Origin of the sequence: Sorangium sp. So ce131 (assembly GCF_051519095.1) — a bacterium.
In the GTDB taxonomy this organism is placed as follows: Bacteria; Myxococcota_A; Polyangia; order Polyangiales; family Polyangiaceae; genus Sorangium.
This window is the reverse complement of the sequence record NZ_CP150455.1, coordinates 3,236,426-3,255,385: the sequence shown is the minus strand read 5'-3', so window position 1 is coordinate 3,255,385 and position 18,960 is coordinate 3,236,426. Positions and strand designations below refer to the sequence as shown.

Genomic DNA, 18,960 nt, shown 5'->3' with positions numbered 1-18,960 from the left:
GACTCCATTGCGAGCGACCCTGTGGTATCGGTCCAACATCTGGTCTAACGGTGACCGCATGCGACGGGATCGCGCTTCTTCGGTGACCCCCTGCAGTGACGGCCGCGACTCGGGTCGCGCCGCCCCGAGCTGGATCGGCCGCGCGGCTGCGCGCGCTGCGTCCGGGCGCGCCGCGTGGACGCGCGCCGTGTCCACGCCGAGCAGGCCGGCGCCGGGACCATCTCCGGCTCTTCCGAGGGAGCGAGCGTGAACGAGTACACCCGGCGCGAGGAGGTCCGCGCCACCTTCATCGCCTCGGCCATCCTCGTCCTGTGCATCGCCGTGGCGGTCCTCCGCCTCGTGACCGTGGAGGGCAGGCTCATCCCCGATCCGAGCGCGCGGCGAAAGGCGGACGAGTCCGAGGCGCGCCTCGCGCCCGCGCGCGCGTGCGCGCTCGCCGGCGAGAAGCTCATCGCCGAGATCGAGGTCTTCAAGGAGCTCGCGAAATCCGCGCGCATGCCCGACCCGACCGAGGGAGGCGCCCCGCCGGCCCGGCCCGCGCCGGCGCGGCGCCCCGCGGGCAACGCGCCGGCGCCGAAGCCGAAGGAGCCGGACAAGCAGCTCGCGTGGGCCTCGGCCCAGCCGTCGTACAAGCAGGCCAAGATCCTCGCGGGCTGTCGCGCGGCGACCGACGAGGCCATCGGCGCGCGGGTGAGCGCGCTGCCCGCCTGGGAGGCCATCGCCAAGGCGGCGGCGATCACGCCGCCCGGCAACGCCGAGGCCGAGCAGTTCGAGGCGGCGAAGCAGCTGCTCTCGCTGCTCGCCGACATCCCCGCCGACAAGGTCGCGCAGGCCACGAAGGACGCCGAGGCCGCGATCCGGTCGACCGCCGAGCGCGATCGGGAGCGCGCGAACACCGCCATGGTCCGCGAGCCCCTGCCCCAGGGGGTCTTCTCGCGGCGCGTCGCGGTGAGCGTCGGCGTCGGGCTGACCGTCTGCGCCCTGCTCATCAGCTACCTCGGCGTGCGGGCCGCCTCCATGCGCCGGCTCGCGACGCTGCTGCCGCTCCGCGAGGCGGTGCGCAGCGGGCGCCCGGGCATGCAGGCCGCGGAGATCCTCAAGACCGCGGCCGCGCACAACAGCGGCGAGCCCGGCATCGTGATCGGCGCGGCCCTCGGCGGCCTCTCCGCGGCGCTGCTCGCGCCGAAGGACGCCGACCTCTTCGTCGCGGGGGTCATGGCCGGCCTCCTCATCGGCCTCGGCGCCCAGTGGGCGTTCCGCCTCGCCATCGGCGCGAGCCGCTGGCGCGCCCGCGCCACGGAGCTCGCCGAGGTCGAGAAGCCCGCCATCCCGATCGTGCTCGCCCTGAGCGGCGTGAAGCCCGGCCTCGAGCCGGAGTTCATCCAGTTCCTCCGGTCGCTGCCCCCCGCCGACGCGGCCGCGGCCGTCGAGAAGCTCGCCTCCCAGGCCGAGGAGCGCATCCTCGCCGCCGCCGACGCGGGCGCCGCCTACGGCCCGGGCAAGCCGCCCGGGTGACGCCGGCCACGCCGGCCTGAAGCGCGGAGCTCCGCCCGTCGTCCATGTCGCGGCGAAACCCCGGCGCGGAGCCGCGGATGACAGCGCGGAGACGGCGCCATCACAGCGAGCGCTCGATCCACACGCCGTTCCATGGAATGGAGGCGCACCCGACATGAGACACCCCCTGCAGGCCCGCCGGCCCTCCGGGCGCTGGGCGCTCCTCTCCCTGCTCGCGGCGACGTGGTGGCTCGCGGCGCCCCCCGCCGCGGCGGAGGACGTGCCGGCGCCGCCGCCCAGCGCGCCGCCCGCAGCGCAAGCCGCGCCGCCGCCCAGCGCGCCCGCCGCGCCCGCCGCGCCCGCCGCAGGGGACGCGGCCGCGCCCGCCGCGGGGGACGCCCCTGCCGCCGAGGGCGGCGCGCCCGGCGACGACGGCGACGGCGACGGCGCCCCGGCCGCGGACGCCGCCCGCCGCGACGGCGACGCGCGCGGCGCGCCGCGGCGCGACCGGCCCGGCGCGACGAGCAGCCGCGCCACGCCCACGAAGAAGCGCCGCGGCGACGTCAACCCGTGCATGACGCCCGATCCGGGCTGGGGCGTCTACGACCGCTGGTCGCGCGCGCCGTCGATGGGGCAGATGATCATGCCGCACCGGGGCGGGATCACGAAGCGCGGCGGCTTCGACGTCCTCATCCACTTCCACGGCCACGAGGCGTTGCGGAAGGAGTTCGTCAAGACGGCCGACGGCGTCGTCCTCGTCGGCATCGATCTCGGCATCGGATCGGGCGCCTACACGAGCGCGTTCTCGGCGCCGTACGCCTTCGAGCGGCTGCTCGACAGCATCGAGCGCGCCGTGGCGAAGAAGACCGGCAAGAAGAAGGTCTACATCCGCAAGCTCGGTCTCTCCGCGTGGAGCGCGGGCTACGGCGCCATCGAGCAGATCCTCCGCCAGCCCGCGGGCAAGCGGGTCGACGCGCTCGTCCTGCTCGACTCGCTGCACGCGGGCTACGCCGACGAGCAGCAGCACAAGCTGAAGGTCGCGCAGCTCGAGCCGTTCATCGCGTTCGCGCGCCGCGCGGCGTCGGGCGAGGCGTTCATGTTCATGAGCCACTCGTCCATCGTGCCGCCCGGCTACGCCTCCACCGGCGAGACCGCGGAGTTCATCGTGCGGCAGCTCCGCGGCAAGCCGCGCGGCTCCTCCCGGCGCGACGTCCTCGGCCTCGACATGATCCAGCGCTACGACCGCGGCGACTTCCACGTCCGCGGCTACACCGGCGACGACAAGCCCGACCACTGCGCCCACATCGGCCTGATGGCGGACGTCCTGCGGGTCCACCTCAAGCCGCGGTGGAAGACGCCGAAAGGTCGGCTCTAGATGGGCGGCATCGGCGTCGTCATCAACCCCCGCTCGCGCCAGAACCAGGGCGATCCGCGCGCCGCGGTCCGGCTCGCGCGCACGCTCGGCGATCACGGCGTCGTCCGCACCGCGCGCACCCGCGAGGACCTCGCCCGCATCGCGGAGGACTTCCGGAAGCTCTCCATCGACGTGCTCGGCATCTCCGGCGGCGACGGGACGAACCACGTCACCATCACCGGCTTCCTCGACGTCTACGAGGACGAGCCGCTGCCGCCGATCGCCTTCCTGCGCGGGGGGACGATGAACACCGTGGCCAACGCGATCGGCGTCCCCCGCGGCCGCCCCGACGGGCTGCTCGCCGGGCTCATCGCCCGCTACACCGACCGGGGGCAGGACCCGCTGCGCTGGGTCGAGCGGCACGTCATGCGGATCGGCTCCCACTACGGGTTCATCTTCGGCACCGGCTGCGTCCACGGCTTCATCGCCGAGTACAACCGCAGCGAGGAGCGGAGCGCGCGCTGGGCCGCGAAGGTCCTCGCCCGCGCGAGCGCCGCCGTGATCCTCAAGACCGACACGCAGGTCGCCGCGCGCTGGGAGGGCCGGGTCCACTTCGACGACGGCTCGGCGTTCCCGGACCGCGACTACCTCGCCGTCGCCGCCGGCACCGTCGACCAGATCGGCCTCGGGTTCCGCCCGTTCTACCGCTACGACGAGCGCCCGGAGAGCTTCCACATGCTCGGCATCCACACCTCCGCGCTCGGCTTCGTCAGGAAGCTCGGCGACGTCTGGCGCGCGCGGCCGATGGGCGAGGCGCACACGTTCGAGAAGATCGCGCGAAACGCGGTGCTCGAGGCGCGCTCCGGCGTGGTCCGCTACGTCTGCGACGGCGACGTCCACGAGCACGCGGGGCCGCTCACGGTGCGGATCGGCCCCCGGGTGAAGCTCCTCGTGGAGCACAAACCCGGCCATCGCCCTACCTTGCGGCGCGCGCCGCACGATGTGTGCAACCTGCGCGGGGACGTGCCTGCGCCGGCGCGCGTCGCCGACGACCCGCGCTGATCCGCCCCGCGCACACTTGCGCGAGACCATGGATAAGGAAAGCACGCAACGGTAGACTGTTCTCTCTACATGTCGCCGCGCTCAACCTCCGCGCCCGCCTCTGCGACGGGCAGGACATTGCAGGGTGAGGGCGTGAGCCGCGCTTCCGCGGCCTTCCCGCGCGCCGGCGCCCCCGACTCCAGCGCCCGCGCCAGCGCCCCCGACTCCAGCGCCCGCGCCAGCGCCCCCGACTCCAGCGCCCGCGCCAGCGCCCCCGACGCCGGCGCCCCGGAGGCGGTCGACATGTCGCTCCTCTCGCCGCGGTTTCCTCCACCGAGCCCGTCGTCGCCCGAGCTCGGGCGGTCGACGCGGCGCATCTACCGCGAGGGCGACGTGATCGGCGGCAAGTACCGGCTGCGTTACGTGCTCGGCGAGGGCGGCATGGGCATGGTGTGGCTGGCCCGCAACGACGTCCTGCACGTCGACGTGGCGGTCAAATTCATCCGCCGCGAGGTCAACTCGTCCGAGGCGGCGCACCGCCTGCTCCAGGAGGCGCGCGCCGCCGCGCGCATCGACCACCCGTCGATCGTCCGCGTGCTCGACTACGGCTTCGGCGAGTCCGAGCAGTTCGACCCGTTCATCGTGATGGAGGTGCTCCGGGGCGAGCAGCTCGTCGAGGCGATCGAGCGCAGGAAGCGCTTCTCGCCCGCGGCCGCGGTCCGCATCCTCCTGCCGATCGCGAGCGCCCTCGCCGCCGCGCACGATCGCAAGATCGTCCACCGCGACCTCAAGCCCGAGAACATCTTCCTCGTGAAGAACGACCGCGGCGACATCACCCCGAAGATCGTCGACTTCGGCATCGCCAAGGTGTGGAGCGAGACCTCCGGCGGCGACGTCACCAAGGCGGGCACGGTGCTCGGCAGCCCCGACTACATGTCGCCCGAGCAGGCGCGCGGGATCACCGACGTCGACGGGCAGACCGACATCTGGGCCTTCTCCGTGGTGCTCTACGAGACGATCACGGGGCAGCGGCCGTTCCAGGGCGGCAACTACCCGGACCTGGTCGCCGCGATCCTCGTCAAGGATCCGGTGCCGACCACCGCGCTCGGCGTCGGCGACGCGACGCTGTGGGCCATCATCGCGCGCGGCCTCGCGAAGGAGCGCGCCGATCGCTGGCGGACGATCCGCGACATGGGCGTGGCGCTCGCGCGGTGGGCGATCGCCAACGGCGTCGAGGACGACGTGACCGGGACCTCGATCGCCGTGCACTGGCTGAGCGACGGCGTGCAGCGGCCCCTCTCCGAGCGGCCGACCATGCGGCCGCCGAAGCAGACCAGCGCCGCCCAGGACACGGCCCCGCAGCCGCCGGCCGCGCCCACGCGCGACCGGCGGCGCCTCGTCGTCGCCCTCGCGCTCTCGGCGGTCGTGGTGATCGGCGCGCTCGGCGCGGCGCTCTCCTCGCTGCGCTCCGGCGCGGCGCCGGCCGACGCCGCGCCCCCGGCGGCGACGCAGGCCGCCGCGCCGCAGCACCCCGCGCCGTCCGCCGCGGCGGCGCCGCCCGCCGATCCTCAGGCTGCCGGGGGCGAGCGCGGCCCCGAGCCCGACCGCGCGGCCGCCTCGAAGCCCGCCGCGACCGGGCCCTCGGCCGGCGCGGCGCGGCGCGGCGCGGCGCAGGGCGACGCCGCCGGCGCTGCCCCGAGGGAGACCGCGGCGCCGCCCTCGACGGCCGGCGCGCGGCGGACCGCCCCCGCGCGATCGAAGACCTCGGGCGCCGCGCTGCCGGTCCCGGCCAGGCCGAACTTCTGAAGCCCACCATGCCCACGCAAGAGACGTCCGCGCGCGAGGTTCGAGGCCCGGCGCGCGCGGTCGCCGCGCGATGGCCGACCCTGCTCGCGATCGCCGTGCTCACCGGCGCCTGCTCGCTCATCGCGGACAGCGCCCTCTCCGACAAGCCGTCCGAGAGCGGCGGAGGCGGCGCCCCGACCGGGAGCGCCTCCGGGGGCGACCGCTGCGGGCCGGACTGCCCGGAGGGCGCCTGCTGCGACGGCGTGTGCGTCGACCTGAGCGGGGACGTCCGCCACTGCGGCGCCTGCGGCGCGGCGTGCGCGAGCGCCGAGGCGTGCTGCGGCGGGTCGTGCGCCGACGTCCTCAACGACCCGTCGCACTGCGGCGCCTGCGACGCCGCGTGCCCCAACACCACCTGCGTGGGCGGCCACTGCTCGTCCGACTGCCTCCTCGGCTTCGACAACTGCGACGGGAACATCGTCACGAACGGCTGTGAGGTCGACCTCAGCTCCGACCGCGAGCGCTGCGGCGGGTGCTCCCTCCAGTGCCCCTCCGGCGCGGTCTGCGACGGGGGCAAGTGCACGTGCGCGCCGCCGCTCCTCGAGTGCGACAACCGCGTCGAGACGGGGTGCGAGATCGACGGCTCCTCGGACGACGCGAACTGCGGCGCCTGCGGCGTCACCTGCGGGCCGAACACCTCGTGCGTGGGCGGCGAGTGCGCGTGCGCGCCGGGGTACGCCGACTGCAACCGCTCGCCCGAGGACGGCTGCGAGGCCTCGCTCGGCACGGACGCGAACTGCGCGCGGTGCGGCGACGCGTGCCCGTCCGGCAGCGCCTGCGCGCTGCCCGCCGGGTGCACCTGCGCGCCGGGGCTGCTCGACTGCGACGGCGCCCCGGGCTGCGAGGCCAGCGTGACCGACCCGGCGACCTGCGGCGCGTGCGGCGCGCGGTGCCCCGAGCCCACGCCGTTCTGCGACGGGGCGTCGTGCGCGGCCTCCTGCCGCGCGGGCCTCACCACGTGCGGCCGGGAGTGCGTCGACACGCGGACCAACCCGCGGCACTGCGGCGCGTGCGGCGTCGCGGCGGGGCCGCACCAGCACTGCGACGGCGGCACGCTGGTCTGCGACGAGGGCTTCGACGACTGCGACCCGGGCGTCCCGGGCTGCGAGTCCGCGCTCGACTCGGACGCGCGGCACTGCGGCGCGTGCGGCGTCGCCTGCAAGCCGGGCGCCCTGTGCGTCGCCGGCGCGTGCGCGTGCGCGGGGTCCACGCCGCGCGACTGCGGCGCGGACTGCCGCGTGTGCTGCTCGGACGAGGACTGCTCGGAGGGCGACGGCTGCACCACCGACGTGTGCGTCGACGGCGGCGGGGCGTGCCAGCACACGGACTGCGGGTCCGGGCAGCTGTGCTGCGGCATGGCGGAGTGCAGCGAGTGCTGCACCAGCGCCGATTGCCGCGACGGCGATCTGTGCTCCGGCGGCGTCTGCATCGCGCCCTGCGCCACCGGCCTCGTGGCCTGCGACGGCGCGTGCGTCAGCCTGGAGTCGAGCGCCCACTGCGGCGCGTGCGGGAACGACTGCCTGAGCGGGCGCACGTGCGGCGGCGGCGCGTGCACGCCGGCGTGGGTCGGGATGACGCGGACCGGCGCGCCCGCGGCGCGGCAGATGGCCGCGGCGACGTGGACGGGGAGCGTGCTGTTCGTGTGGGGCGGCCGCACCAGCGCCGGGGACGTCGACGACGGGGCGCACTACGACCCGTCGCGCGACGAGTGGTCGCCGCTCGGCCGCGCCGGCGCCCCGTCGCCGCGCGTGCTCGCGGGCGCGGCGTGGACCGGCTCCCGGGTGCTCGTGTGGGGCGGCGGCCCGTCCTCGAACGCGGACGCCCTCGCCACCGGCGGCCAGTACGATCCCGCGACGCGGACGTGGCGCGCGATGGGCACCGCGGGCGCGCCCGCGGCGAGGCGGGCGCCGATCGCCGTGTGGACCGGGACGCGGCTGCTGATCTGGGGCGGGTCCGCGGGCGGCGTCCCCGTGGCCGGCGGCGCCCTCTACGACCCGCGCGCGGACACGTGGACGGCGGTCTCCGGCGACGGCGCGGCCCCGGCGCGCAACGGCGTCGCGTGGGCCTGGTCGGGCGCGATGCTCTACCTCTTCGGCGGGCGCTCCGGCAACACGCCCACCAACGAGGGGTACACCTACAACCCGACGACCGACACGTGGCGGGCGCTGCCCACCGCGGGCGCGCCCGAGCCGCGGAGCGACGCGTTCGCGGTCTGGATGGGCGACCGGCTGCTCATCTGGGGCGGCCGGGACGACGACGGCGACGCCATGGACAGCGGCGGCATCTACGACCCCGTGGCCGGCACCTGGGGCGGGATCGTCAACGGGGGGCGCCCGTCGCGGCGCATGCGCGAGGAGCGGCGCACCGGGTGGGCCGGGTGGACCGGCTCGCGCGCGCTCCTCGTCGGCGGGCGGGACGGCGCGACGCTGAGGAGGGACGGGAAGCTCTACGATCCGGGGTCCGGGTGGGCCGCGATCAACCCGGCGGCGGAGCGGCAGCACAGCTACGGGGTGGGCGTCTGGACCGGGACGGAGCTCATCGTGTGGTCCGGGCTCGACGGGTTCGCGCTGTCGCCCGACGGGCAGAGGTTCAGGCCGTGACCCCGCCGCGCCTGCGACCGCTGCGACCGCTGCGACCGCTGCGACCGCTGGCTGCCGCCCTCGCGCTCCTCGCCGGGGCGGCGGGGGTCCTCGCCGCGCCCGCGCCCGCGGCGGCGCAGAGCGCGGCCGACGTGGCCGTCGCGCGCGAGATCTTCATCGAGGGCTCCGAGTTCGCGAAGCAGGGCCGCTGGGAGCAGGCGCGCGAGCGGTACGAGCGCTCGCTCGCGATCAAGCGCGCGCCGATCACGCTCTACAGCCTCGGGGTGGCGCAGCAGCAGACGGGGTTGCTCGTCGAGGCGCTGGAGAGCTTCCGCGCGTTCCTGATCGAGCCGTCCGCGCCGGCGACGAAGGAGTACGAGCCGCTCGCGCGGCAGGCGGTGCACGAGCTCGAGCGCCGCGTCGCCGCGATCGAGCTCCGGCTCTCGCCCGGCAGCGTCGCCGGCCTCGTGGTGAAGATCGACGGCGTCGCCGTGCCGACGGCGGCGCTCGATCGCCCGCGGCTGATCAACCCGGGGAACCACGTCATCATCGCGAGCGCGCCGGGCCACCTCGAGGTGCAGCGGAACGTCTCCGCCGCGCCGGGGAGCCGCGCGATCCTGGTGCTGCACCTGGAGCGCAACGCCGCCGCTGCTTTGCGACCGGCCGCCGGGCCGCGGGCCGCGCCGCGCGGGTTGCCGCCCGGCGCGGATGCCGCGGCCGAGCCCGCGAGCGGCCGCCTCGTGCCCATCGCGCTGCTCGTCGGCGGGCTGACCACCTTCGCGGCCGGCGTCGCCGTCGGGCTCGTCGGCGTCGTGAACGCGTCGGACGCGCCGACGCGCGACGGCGACGCGGCCGACGCCGCGCGCGCCCAGGCCCTCGCGGGCGACCTCGTCGCCGGCGCCGGCCTCGCCGCGGCCGGCGCTGGCGCGCTCGTGCTGATCCTCGGGCGCCCCGCGGAGAGCGCCCCGCGCGCGCCGGCCCCGCCGCGCGCGGCCGTCAGCCCGCTCGGCCTCACGGTGCGCTTCTGAGCAGGCCGGAGGGGCCGCCCGCTACGCCTCCGGCATCTCGCGCCGATCGAGGCATACCGTCACGAACGCGCCGTAATTCAGGACCGTGAGCGAGCCCTCGTCGACGATGAGCACGCGGACGCACTGCGGCGGAGACGGCGCGAGCAGGTCGGCGTAGGGGTCGAACGGCGCCTCGTCGGCGGGCGGCAGCACGGCGTGCAGGAAGTCGTGCAGCCGCGCTCGATGGCCGAGGAGGACGCTCGCGCTCGCCGCCGCCGCGCGCGCGCCGCCCGCGCCAGGCGCGCCGCTGCGCCAGAAGAGCCGGCGCGCCGCCGGCGACACGACGAGGACCGCCACGTCGGTCACCTCGAGCTCGCTGGACGCGCAGAGCTGCTCCACGCGGTCGTTCACGACCTCCTCCACCGCGTGGAACAGCCGCAGCCGCCGCCGCTGCCCGTCGCTGAGACCCGGCTCGTCGAGGTAGGCCTCGACGCCGCAACCGTGCACGTTCTGCTCGTCCGTGGTGGCCATGCGCCCTGTCCCGCCGGTCCGTCCGTCCGCACGCAGCCCTCGGCCAGGTTGGACAGACATCGCGGCTCCCCTCGCGGGCGCACATGCACGGAATTGGCCAAGGTGCGGTGTGCCGTCCGGCACGTGCACCGGGCGGGCCGGGCCGCCGCGCGGCGCTACTGCGCCGCCGGGGGCGCGAGCTTCGCCGTGAGCTCCACCTGCGCCACGCTGCGCTGGGCTGCCTGCTGGCCGCCGGGCGGTACCAGCAGCGCCTGGAGCCGCTGCGACACGTCGCCCGTGGCCGGCACGAAGCGCGACGGCGACCAGGAGAGCGCGCCTTTGCCGGAGGACTCGACCCGGTCGATGGTCATCGTGACGTCTCCGTTCGGTCCGGGCAGCCTGAGGTCGGCCCCTTCGGCGTACTGGCGTGTGTCCACGGAGAGCGAGACCGTGTCGCCTTCGATCTTGTCGAGCTTGAAGACCCGGTACCGCAGCACCGGCAGGCCGGCGCCCGACACCACGGCGCGGTCGGTGACCATCCAGTAGGCCCCGGCGCCGACGGGTTTGTCCGGCAGCGCCGGCGTGAGGAGGCCGATGGCCTCGCCGAGCGCCTCGAGCACCGGCTCGAGCCCCGGGTCTGCGTCCTTGGGCAGCTCGGGCTTGAAGTTGCTGGCCACGTTCGCCGGCGAGAGGTCGTAACGGACGGAGCTCCCCTTCAGCTTTCCCAGCACGTCCACGAGCTCCTTCGGCGGACCGCCCGGGGACATCGACGCCAGCGTCGCCGACGTGACCTGCGCGATCACCTTCGTCGCGGCCGCGCCGGTCGCCGCCGCGCCGGCGGCCGCGCCGGCGGCCCCGGCAGCTGCGCCGGCCGCGCCCGCGCCCTCCTTGGGTTTGTCCGTCTTCAGGGTCACGCCGAGCTCGAGGTTCGGCAGCCCCTGCGGTCCGCCCATGCGCAGGCCGAGCGTGACGTTGAGCTTCTGCTCGGATTTCGGGTCGATCTTCGCGGCGAGCTGGGCGCGCGGCTCGCCCCCCTCGGCGATGATCTCGATCTTGTACGGCGCGTCCTTCGGGAGCGCCGCGGCCGCTCCGGGCAGGGTGAACACCCCGTTCTCCGGCGGGCCATCCGTCGCGCCGGCGGTCGGCGCCGCCGCGGCGGGGCTGCCTGACGCCGCCTGGGCGACCGCCTCGCCGAGCTTGCCGCCGATGGCCGGCTGCGCCGGCCCTGCGTCGCGCGCGCCCGCGTCGGCCGCGACCTGCGCCTTGCCCTTGTCGTCCTCGCAGCCCGCCGCAAGCCCGGCCAGAGAGGCCGCCGCGAGCGCCGAAGCCATCACCCCGCGCCACCCAGTGTGCATGACGGCGGGGTGTAGCCAAATCGGGCGCCATGTTCCAGCGCCCTCTCTCGCCGGCAACGCGGCTCGACGCCGCGCGCCCCGCGCAGGATCGCCGCCTCGGCGGTTCGCCGCCTCGGCGGTTCGCCGCCTCGGCGGTTCGCCGCCTCGGCGGTTCGCCGCCTCGGCGGTTCGCCGCCTCGGCCCCCGCCCCCGAAGGACTGCGCGCCTCAGCCCCGCCGCGCGGCCTTGAGCCCGCCGATGTACTCGAGGAGCTCGAGCGGTCGGAACGGCTTCGCGTAGTACGCGGTCGCGCCGAGCTGCTCGGCGCGGCGGCGCGCGTCGACGTCGTCGAGGGCGCTGATCACGATGATCGGCAGGCTGGAGGTGCTCGGATCGGCGCGCAGGCGCGCGCACACCTCGAACCCGTCCATGCTCCCGGGGAGCATCAGGTCGAGCAGCAGGACGTCGAACGGCTCCGTCAAGGCGCGCTCCACCGCCTCGGGGCCGGTGCTGACGCCGATGACCTCATGGCCGCTCGCGCCGATCAGCGCCTCGATCATGCGCCGGATCGCGTCCTGATCTTCACAGAGGAGGATTCGCATGTTCGCGAGCCAGAGGAGGGTTGCACCCGCGCCGTCGCCCGGTCAAGCGGGAACGCCCCGGCGCGGTTACACGCGGCCGGACCGCGCGCCGACCTCCGGCGGGCGCAGCGCGAGCTCGATGCCCACGCGCGCCCCGCCGCCCTCCCGGCGCTCGGCGAACGCGCGGCCCCCGTGCGCCTCGGCGATGCGCTTGCACAACGCGAGGCCGAGGCCGAGCGAGCCGCGCTCCGCGCCGCTGCCCTGAGCGCGATCGCGCCGGAAAAACGGCTCGAAGATGCGCGCCTCCTCCCCCTCCGCGAACCCGGGCCCGCGGTCCTCGACCTCGAAGACGATGCTGTCCGGACCACCGGGACGGACCCGCACGCGCTCGGCGCCCCCCGCGTGGGCGCGCGCGTTCTCGAGCAGGTTGGCGAGGGCGCGCGCGAGCAGCGTCGCGTCCGCCTCGAACGTCGGCGTCCGCTCGGCGACCTCCAGCAGCGTCGGATCCAGCCCGGCGCGCTCCAGGGCGCGGATGGCGGCCTCGGCCGGCACGAGGCGGCTCACGGTGAGGGCGGCGAAGTCGAGGCGCGAGCTCGCCAGGAGATCGCCGACGAGCGCGTCGATCTCCATGACCTCGCGGTCGAGGTCGTCGAGCACGGCGGCGCTCGGGGCGACGCTCGTCCGGGCCATCTCGGTGAGCAGCCGGATCCGGGCGAGCGGCGTGCGGAGCTCGTGCGACACGGCGGCCAAGAGCTCCCGCTGGTCGGCGAGCTGGCGCTCGATGCGCGCGGCCATGTCGTTGACCGCCTCGGCCACCACGCCGACCTCGTCCTGCTTGCGGACGTCGAGCCGGACGCGGCTCGACAGCTTGCCGGCGCCGATCTCGTGGGCGACGCGGGCCAGGTCGACGAGCGGCCGGGCGAGGCGCCGCGAGATGAGCCCGGTGGCCGCCCAGAGGACGACCGCCACCGCGAGCAGCGGCAGGGCGAGGCGGAGCGATCCGCCGGAGCGGCCGCGCCCGGGGCAGAGGCGCACGGTGCCGAGCGGCCCGCCCTCGCCGCGGATGGGGGAGATCAGGGCGTGCGCCCGGCAGGGCTGGCCGTACCGCGCGATCCGCCGCCCCCGCGCGTCGAGGAGCTCGAGGTCGGTGTCGAAGTCCTCGACGATCACGCGGGCGAGCGCGTCGCGGGCCGCCGGGTCGCCCCAGACCCGCTGGAACTGGTCGCCCACGAAGGACTGGGCGCTCGCGTGATCGCGCCGCCAGCCGGAGCTGCCGACGCGATCGAGGGCCCCGACCGTGGCGAACGCGGCGAGCGCGGTGAGCAGGATCGTCGCGCCGAACCACATGAAGATCCGGCGGTGGAGCCGGGCGCTGAGGAAGCGGCCGATCGCGACGCTCGCCCGGCGCTCGTGCAGCCACGACCGGCAACCGCTCACGCGCGGTCCTTGGCGAGCACGTAGCCGACCCCGCGCACCGTCTTGATCAGCTTCGGCGACCTCGGGTCGTCGGCGAGCTTCTGGCGCAGGTGGGAGATGTGGACGTCGACCGTCCGCCCGCCGACGTTGACGTCGCCGCGGCCGGCCTCCTCGAGCAGCGCGTCCCTGGCGACGACGCGCCCGGCGCGGCGCGCCAGGGCGACGAGGATGTCGAACTCGATCCCGGTGAGATCCGCGGACTTGCCGGCCACGGTGACCACGCGGCCGGGCACGTCGATCACGATGTCGCCGGCCACGATCCGCTCGCCGGCCGCGTCGGGCGTGGCGCGCCGGAGCACCGCCCGGAGGCGCGCGAGCAGCTCGCGCGGGCTGAAGGGCTTCGCGATGTAGTCGTCGGCGCCGATCTCGAGGCCGACCACGCGATCGGCCTCGTCGCCCCGCGCGGTGAGCATCAGGACCGGCATCGAGCTCTTCTGCCGGATGCGGCGCACGACCTCGATGCCGTCCATGCCCGGCATCATCACGTCGAGCAGGACGGCGTCGAAGGTGCCCGCGGCGAGCGCGGCGAGGCCCTGCGCGCCGTCGTTCGCCACGGTGACCGCGAAGCCGTTCTGCTCGAGGTAGCTCGCGAGCAAGCCGTGGAGGCGGGTGTCGTCATCGATGAGAAGGAGCCGCAACGCCATGAAGTGACCCGGGAGCAAGGGCGGCAGCGCGCGGCTGCCGCCTTCGTTTTATAGATCAGCGGGCCGCGCCGGTGTCGACCTGCGCGTCGGCCGCGGCGCTCCGCGCCGTGGTGGGTCCGGCGCGCTCGGCGCCCCTCGCGGCGTCCACGCAAAGCGACGCGACGTGTCGCTGGAAGGCCTGGCGGCGGGCCTCTGCGTGGCAGCCCAGCGAGGCGAAGCCGGAGGCGTAACCGAGGACGGTGCCGAGCGCGAGCAGCGCGATCGTGGTCTTGCGTCGGATCATGTGTCTATCCCTCGCTCCCTTCCTCACGCCCAGTGGCCACGGGTCCGGTACGGATCGGCGTAACGTCCGCGCCCTCGCGCTCGGCCGGACCACCCGCCGCGGAACGCGGCCGGCCCGATCTCGACGAGGTCCGCGAGCTCTTCGCGCTGCCGGTCCTCGAGCACGGCGTGGACCTTGCCGAGCGCGCCGACCGCGGCCTTGCGCAGCGCCTCGATGGCGGTGTCGTGCCGCGCGAAGAGCTCGCCGAGGCGCGTCTCGTCGAGGCTCGGGCTCCGCAGCGCGGCCGCCACGTCGGCGCGCGTACCGCGGAGCTCGCCGCGCTGCGCGTCCGCCGCGGCGCGCAGCTCGTCGAGGGCGGAGACGATGACCTTCTCCTGCGCCGGGGTCGTGTCGAGCCGGTCGAAGAGGAACGACAGGAAGAACCGCCGCCGGAAGCCGAAGCCGCCGAAGCCGCCGAAGCCGCGGCGGCGGAAGGGGTGCGGCTCCGCGGCCCAGGGCGCGCCGCAAGCGTACCGGCCGCGCCTGAGCGCCATGATCAGGCCGATGAGGCAAGCCGTTCCAATCACGAATCCGAGCATGATGAGCACCTCCGTGAGCGTCTCCGTTGACGTTCGCGCGCGGGGCGTGGGCGCGCGCTCGGTTCACCCGAGAGCGCGCGCGATCGGGGACGAGCGCGGGCGCCGCCCAAGACGAGGGCGGCGCGCTTGCGCGCCGTCGCGCGCCGCGAGCGCGCCCCGAGCGACGAGGACCGGCGCCGCAGACGCGCGGCCCCGAACCACGGTCAAGCTGCGCAGGGCGTGTGAAGGGAATGCAGGGATGTGCGTGAAGAAGTGTTAAAGCGCCGCGCGCCTCCGGCGCTCCGCGCCGGGGCGGAGCGGCTCGTCAGGGCTTGGCGGGCGGCTTGGCGCCGTCGGACGGCCCCACGTCGCCGAGGTCGTCGAGATCGACGTCGGCCTGCTCGGAAGCCGAGATCGCCCACGGGTTCGTGCGCTCGCTCTGCACGCCGTCGTCGTCCTCTTCTTCGATGTCGTCGAGCGACTCGATCCCGGCGGCGCCGCGCGCGGCGCCCGGCGCCGGCGGCGTCGTGGGCAACGTCGACGGGCGCGCCGCTGAGGTCGCGGGCGGCGCCGGCGGCGTCGACGGGCGCGCCCCTGCAGTCGCGGGCGGCGCGGGCGGCGTCGACGCCCGCGCCGCGGGGGGCGCCGGCGGCGGAGGAGGAGCAGACACACGCGACGGCGAGGTGATGCCGGGATCACTCGGGAGCCTCGCGCGCGCCGGCTCGGCGATCGACGGCGCGGCGGCCGACGCAGGCGCGCCGGCCGACGACGCCGGCCGCGCCGCGATCGCGCTCGGCGTCGCGGCGACCGCGCCGGGCGCGGGCGTGAGGTTCCCGGCGGACCGCGGCGCCGCGGAGGCCGGGGACGCCGCGGAGACCGGGGAAGAAGCGCTCGGCGGGCCGCTCACCGCGGCAGACACACCTGCCGGCGGCGAGCCGGCCGCGCCGGAAGAGGCGCCGGCGCCCGCGGCGGGTTTGCCAGCCGAGACCGCGTCGAGCGCGCCGCCGGACACGGCAGGGGTCGAGCCCGCCGGCGCCGACACCGGCGCCCCGGACGACGCCGGCGCCGAGGTTACCGCCGGCGCCGAGGCCGCCGCCGCCGACGCCGTCGGCGCCGACGCGGGCGCGCCGCTGGACGCCGCCGGCGCCGAGGCTGCCGCCGGCTGCGCGGCCGCGCCGCTGCGGCCCGAGGACAGCTCCGCCGCCGCCGCCTTCGGGGCCTCCGCCTTCTGCGCGGCCCGCGGCGGATCGAAGCGCATCGCCTTCTGCGCGAGCTGCACGACCGGCAGGATCTCGCGCGGCGGGATGTTCGCGGCGATGATGTCCGGCCCGGCGATCGCGAGCTCGCCGTCGGCGTGGAACGGCACGCCCGGCCGCTCGCGCTCCTGCTTGAGCCGCGCGTTGTCGATGGCGACGCGGATCTCGAGCGGGATCCGGGTCTGCCAGAGCCGGCCGTCGATCGCCGTGCGCACGTCCCACGGCGTGAGGATCGGCGTCCTCCCGATGCCCTCGAACGGGCTGCGATCCGCGAGCAGCGCCTTGAGCAGCCAGGCGACGATCTCCTGGTGCCCCGGCGTGTCCTGGTCCCACGGCATCGACTCCCGGAAGAAGTGCCAGTACGCGCCGGCCGGGCCGTACACGGCGAGATCGCGCGGGTCGAACGCCGCCTCGAACGCGCGCGGGGTGATGTCGCCCTCGTCGATGACCGAGTCGATGAGGGCGCCCTGGAAGTCCGGCGTCTTGCGGCGCGCCGCGCGCGGCGAGAGGCCGGTGAGGGACGTCGTGATCTGCTGGCGGATGTCGCTCCGCTCGCGGAACCACCCCATCCGCTCGACGGCGCCCCAGCGCTCGCGCAGCTTGACCGGCGTCCACCACGGCAGGTCGAGCTCCCGCAGCCGCGCGATCAGCTCCGCCACGAGCTGCAGCGCCGGCTCGCTCGCGAGGTGCACGCGCGCCTCTCTCCTCAGCGTCTCGTCGTCCTTGCTGTCAGGCTCCCGGTGCTGCAGCGATCGCTCCGCCATGTGTCCTCCGTGTACCCTCGGCCACTCAGGTGCATATCAGAACCGGATCGGCGCCGACCAGACCGCGCGCCACGATTCGCGGTAGGCTCGCGCGCGCATGCAGGACCTGGCCGGAGACGCGCGCAGACGCGCCGCGCAAGGGCTCGATCGATCGGACCGCGCCGCGCGCGGGCTCTCGCCGTGGGCGCGCCGCGTCGCGTGGTCGGCGGCCGAGGCGATGTTGTGCGACGAGGACGAGCGCGGCGAGCTCGTCCCGCCGCGACCGGAGGTGTGCGAGCGCGCGGTCGTGTGGCTGGATCTTTCGCTCGGGGAAGGAAGCGCCGAGACGCGGCGCGGCTTCACGCTGCTCGCGGTCTGCCTCGAGCTCCTGCCGCTGTTCGTCATCGGCGCCTTCGGCCGGATGAGCCGGCTCCCGCTCGGCCGGCGGCTCGCTTACCTCGAGGCGCTGGAGTCGAGCCGCGTCGGGCTGCTCTCCGTGCTGCTGCTCGCCTTCAAGGTGCCGCTCTGCATCCCTGCCTTCGAGGAGGGCGCGGAGCTCGCGATGACGGGCCTCGACCGCGAGAGCACCGCGGCGCGGCGCAGGCTGCCGGCGCTCTCCCCGGTCAAAGAGCGCGACGGGGGCGCCGCGTGAAGGGCGCGATCGCGTCGGGCGAGCCGATCGTCCGCGGGCGCGACCTGCCCGCGGGGTTCGACGAGGCGTGCGACGTCGTCGTGGTCGGCTCGGGCGCCGGCGGCGCGGTGGTCGCGGCGCTGCTCGCCGAGGCGGGCCGCAGCGTGATCGTGCTGGAGGAGGGCCCCTACCACCGCCCCGCCGACTACCAGCGCTTCACGCCGAGCGAGTCCCTGCGCCGGCTGTTCCGGGACAGCGGGATGGTCACGGCGTTCGGCGTGGGCCAGACGCCGATCATCTCCCTCACCCTGGGGCGCGCCGTCGGCGGCTCCTCGGTGGTGACCGGCGGCGTGTGCTTCCGCATCCCGGGCGGCGTCCACGCGCGGTGGGTGCGCGACCTCGGCCTCGACGAGCTCTCGGAGCGGGCGCTCGAGCCGGCGTACGAGAGCGTCGAAGAGCGGCTCCACGTCCGCGAGGTCCCCGAGGCGATGCGCTCGGCGTCGACGGCGCGGTTCGTCGAGGGGGCGCGGCGGCTCGGCATCCCGATGCGCCCGCTCCGCCGCAACACCGGCGACGCGTGCGAGGGGAACGGCCGCTGCAACTTCACCTGCCCCGCCGGCGCGAAGCGCTCGGTCGACGTCGCCTACCTGCCGTCGGCCACGGCGCGCGGCGCGCGCGTGGTCGCCGACGCGCTCGTCGACCGGATCTCCGTGAAGCGCGGGCGCGCCGCCGGCGTCGAGGGGACGCTGCTCGGCGGCGCGCCCGGGGCGCCGGCGGCGCCGCCGCGGAGGTTCCGCGTGCGCGCGAAGGTCGTCGTCGCCGCGTGCGGCGCGCTGCACACCCCGCTGCTCCTCGGATCGACCGGCGCCTTCAAGGCGAGCCCCGCGCTCGGCAGCGGCGTGACGCTGCACCCCGCGGTGCGCGTCGTCGCGCGGTTCGACGACGCGCTGAACGGCTGGGACGGCGCCCTCCAGAGCGTGTACTCCGATCACTTCGACGCGGAGGGCATCAAGCTCGTCGGCGTGTACTCGGCGGTGAACGTGCTCGCCGCGGGCCTCCCCGGCGTCGGCCCCGCGCTGCGGCGGCGGGTCCGCGCGCTCCCGAGCTGCGCCGTCTTCGGGGCGATGATCCACGACGAGGGCGGCGGCCGCGTCCGCCCGGGCCTCGGGCGGGAGCCCGTGATCTCGTACGCGATGGCGCCGCGGGATCTCGCGCGGCTCCGGCGATCGATCACGATCCTCAGCGAGATGGCGATCGCCGCCGGCGCGCGCGAGGTCTACACCGCGGTGCTCGGCGGCCCGCCGATCACGACCATGGACGCCGCGCGGGCGGCCGAGCGCGCCCCGCTGGACGCGCGCCGCATCGAGTGCATGGCGTTCCACCCGCTCGGGAGCGCGCGGGCGGCGAACGACCCGAGGCGCGGCGTCGTCGATCAGAGCGGCGAGTGCTTCGCGCTGCCGGGGCTCTTCGTCGCCGATGGGTCCATCCTCCCCACGAGCATCGGCGTGAACTCGCAGGTGCCGATCATGGCGATGGCGACGCGGATCGCGTGGCGCATGGCCGAGCGGTTCCCGAGGCTCGCGGCGGAGAGCCCCGCGTAGCGAGGGAGGGCGCGGTGCTACGAT

At 75.9% G+C, this 18,960-nt stretch carries 17 protein-coding genes; 8 read left to right on the top strand and 9 right to left on the bottom strand.

The window, feature by feature from the left end; all coding sequences use genetic code 11:
- The first annotated feature begins 174 nt into the window (after nucleotides 1–174).
- The 3 genes from WMF43_RS12065 to WMF43_RS12055 all read left to right on the top strand — a co-directional run bounded on the left by WMF43_RS12065 (nucleotide 175) and on the right by WMF43_RS12055 (nucleotide 3,910).
- Nucleotides 175–1,515, top strand: coding sequence for a hypothetical protein (locus tag WMF43_RS12065; protein ID WP_437679922.1), 1,341 nt, complete (start codon nucleotides 175–177; stop codon nucleotides 1,513–1,515).
- A 154-nt stretch (nucleotides 1,516–1,669) separates the two neighbouring features.
- Entirely contained in the window at nucleotides 1,670–2,869 is a 1,200-nt protein-coding gene (locus WMF43_RS12060) for a hypothetical protein (RefSeq protein WP_437679920.1), read from the top strand.
- On the top strand, nucleotides 2,870–3,910 hold the full coding sequence (locus WMF43_RS12055; RefSeq protein ID WP_437679918.1) for a diacylglycerol/lipid kinase family protein: 1,041 nt from the start codon (nucleotides 2,870–2,872) through the stop codon (nucleotides 3,908–3,910).
- A 65-nt stretch (nucleotides 3,911–3,975) separates the two neighbouring features.
- Here WMF43_RS12055 and WMF43_RS12050 read toward each other — a convergent pair whose 3' ends face one another.
- Nucleotides 3,976–4,194, bottom strand: a complete 219-nt coding sequence (locus WMF43_RS12050; RefSeq protein WP_437679917.1) for a hypothetical protein — start codon at nucleotides 4,192–4,194, stop codon at nucleotides 3,976–3,978.
- Between WMF43_RS12050 and WMF43_RS12045 the strand changes: the two genes are divergently transcribed.
- From WMF43_RS12045 to WMF43_RS12035, 3 genes are read left to right on the top strand one after another with little or no spacing between them, the layout of a single operon-like run.
- Nucleotides 4,193–5,695 carry a serine/threonine-protein kinase gene (locus tag WMF43_RS12045; protein ID WP_437679915.1) on the top strand — a complete coding sequence of 501 codons (1,503 nt, stop codon included), beginning with the start codon at nucleotides 4,193–4,195 and terminating at the stop codon, nucleotides 5,693–5,695. The two genes, WMF43_RS12050 and WMF43_RS12045, sit on opposite strands and share 2 nt — an antisense overlap.
- A gap of 8 nt (nucleotides 5,696–5,703) precedes the next feature.
- Nucleotides 5,704–8,334, top strand: coding sequence for a Kelch repeat-containing protein (locus tag WMF43_RS12040; protein ID WP_437679913.1), 2,631 nt, complete (start codon nucleotides 5,704–5,706; stop codon nucleotides 8,332–8,334).
- Nucleotides 8,331–9,341: a hypothetical protein gene (locus WMF43_RS12035; protein ID WP_437679912.1), complete on the top strand. Its 1,011-nt coding sequence runs from the start codon at nucleotides 8,331–8,333 to the stop codon at nucleotides 9,339–9,341. Before WMF43_RS12040 ends, WMF43_RS12035 begins: the two co-directional genes overlap by 4 nt.
- A 21-nt stretch (nucleotides 9,342–9,362) precedes the next feature.
- Here WMF43_RS12035 and WMF43_RS12030 read toward each other — a convergent pair whose 3' ends face one another.
- From WMF43_RS12030 to WMF43_RS11995, 8 genes are all read right to left on the bottom strand, one after another.
- On the bottom strand, nucleotides 9,363–9,851 hold the full coding sequence (locus WMF43_RS12030; protein ID WP_437679910.1) for a hypothetical protein: 489 nt from the start codon (nucleotides 9,849–9,851) through the stop codon (nucleotides 9,363–9,365).
- Between the two features lie 155 nt (nucleotides 9,852–10,006).
- Nucleotides 10,007–11,161, bottom strand: coding sequence for a hypothetical protein (locus tag WMF43_RS12025; RefSeq protein WP_437679908.1), 1,155 nt, complete (start codon nucleotides 11,159–11,161; stop codon nucleotides 10,007–10,009).
- A gap of 230 nt (nucleotides 11,162–11,391) precedes the next feature.
- Nucleotides 11,392–11,766, bottom strand: a complete 375-nt coding sequence (locus WMF43_RS12020) for a response regulator (protein ID WP_437679906.1) — start codon at nucleotides 11,764–11,766, stop codon at nucleotides 11,392–11,394.
- A gap of 66 nt (nucleotides 11,767–11,832) precedes the next feature.
- Nucleotides 11,833–13,182 carry a HAMP domain-containing sensor histidine kinase gene (locus tag WMF43_RS12015; RefSeq protein ID WP_437679905.1) on the bottom strand — a complete coding sequence of 450 codons (1,350 nt, stop codon included), beginning with the start codon at nucleotides 13,180–13,182 and terminating at the stop codon, nucleotides 11,833–11,835.
- Complete coding sequence (locus WMF43_RS12010) at nucleotides 13,179–13,865, bottom strand: response regulator (RefSeq protein ID WP_437679903.1); 687 nt, start codon at nucleotides 13,863–13,865, stop codon at nucleotides 13,179–13,181. The genes WMF43_RS12015 and WMF43_RS12010 overlap by 4 nt, the downstream gene beginning before the upstream one ends.
- A gap of 55 nt (nucleotides 13,866–13,920) precedes the next feature.
- Nucleotides 13,921–14,148 carry a hypothetical protein gene (locus tag WMF43_RS12005; protein ID WP_437679901.1) on the bottom strand — a complete coding sequence of 76 codons (228 nt, stop codon included), beginning with the start codon at nucleotides 14,146–14,148 and terminating at the stop codon, nucleotides 13,921–13,923.
- A gap of 23 nt (nucleotides 14,149–14,171) precedes the next feature.
- Nucleotides 14,172–14,726 carry a Spy/CpxP family protein refolding chaperone gene (locus tag WMF43_RS12000; RefSeq protein WP_437679900.1) on the bottom strand — a complete coding sequence of 185 codons (555 nt, stop codon included), beginning with the start codon at nucleotides 14,724–14,726 and terminating at the stop codon, nucleotides 14,172–14,174.
- Nucleotides 14,727–15,030: 304 nt separating this feature from the next.
- Complete coding sequence (locus tag WMF43_RS11995) at nucleotides 15,031–16,725, bottom strand: hypothetical protein (RefSeq protein WP_437679899.1); 1,695 nt, start codon at nucleotides 16,723–16,725, stop codon at nucleotides 15,031–15,033.
- A 97-nt stretch (nucleotides 16,726–16,822) separates the two neighbouring features.
- On the opposite strand from WMF43_RS11995, the gene WMF43_RS11990 reads away from it, so the two are divergent.
- Nucleotides 16,823–17,356, top strand: coding sequence for a hypothetical protein (locus tag WMF43_RS11990; RefSeq protein WP_437679897.1), 534 nt, complete (start codon nucleotides 16,823–16,825; stop codon nucleotides 17,354–17,356).
- Nucleotides 17,353–18,936 (top strand): GMC family oxidoreductase N-terminal domain-containing protein, encoded by a 1,584-nt coding sequence (locus tag WMF43_RS11985; protein WP_437679896.1) that lies wholly within the window; start codon nucleotides 17,353–17,355, stop codon nucleotides 18,934–18,936. The genes WMF43_RS11990 and WMF43_RS11985 overlap by 4 nt, the downstream gene beginning before the upstream one ends.
- The last annotated feature ends 24 nt before the right edge of the window (nucleotides 18,937–18,960 follow it).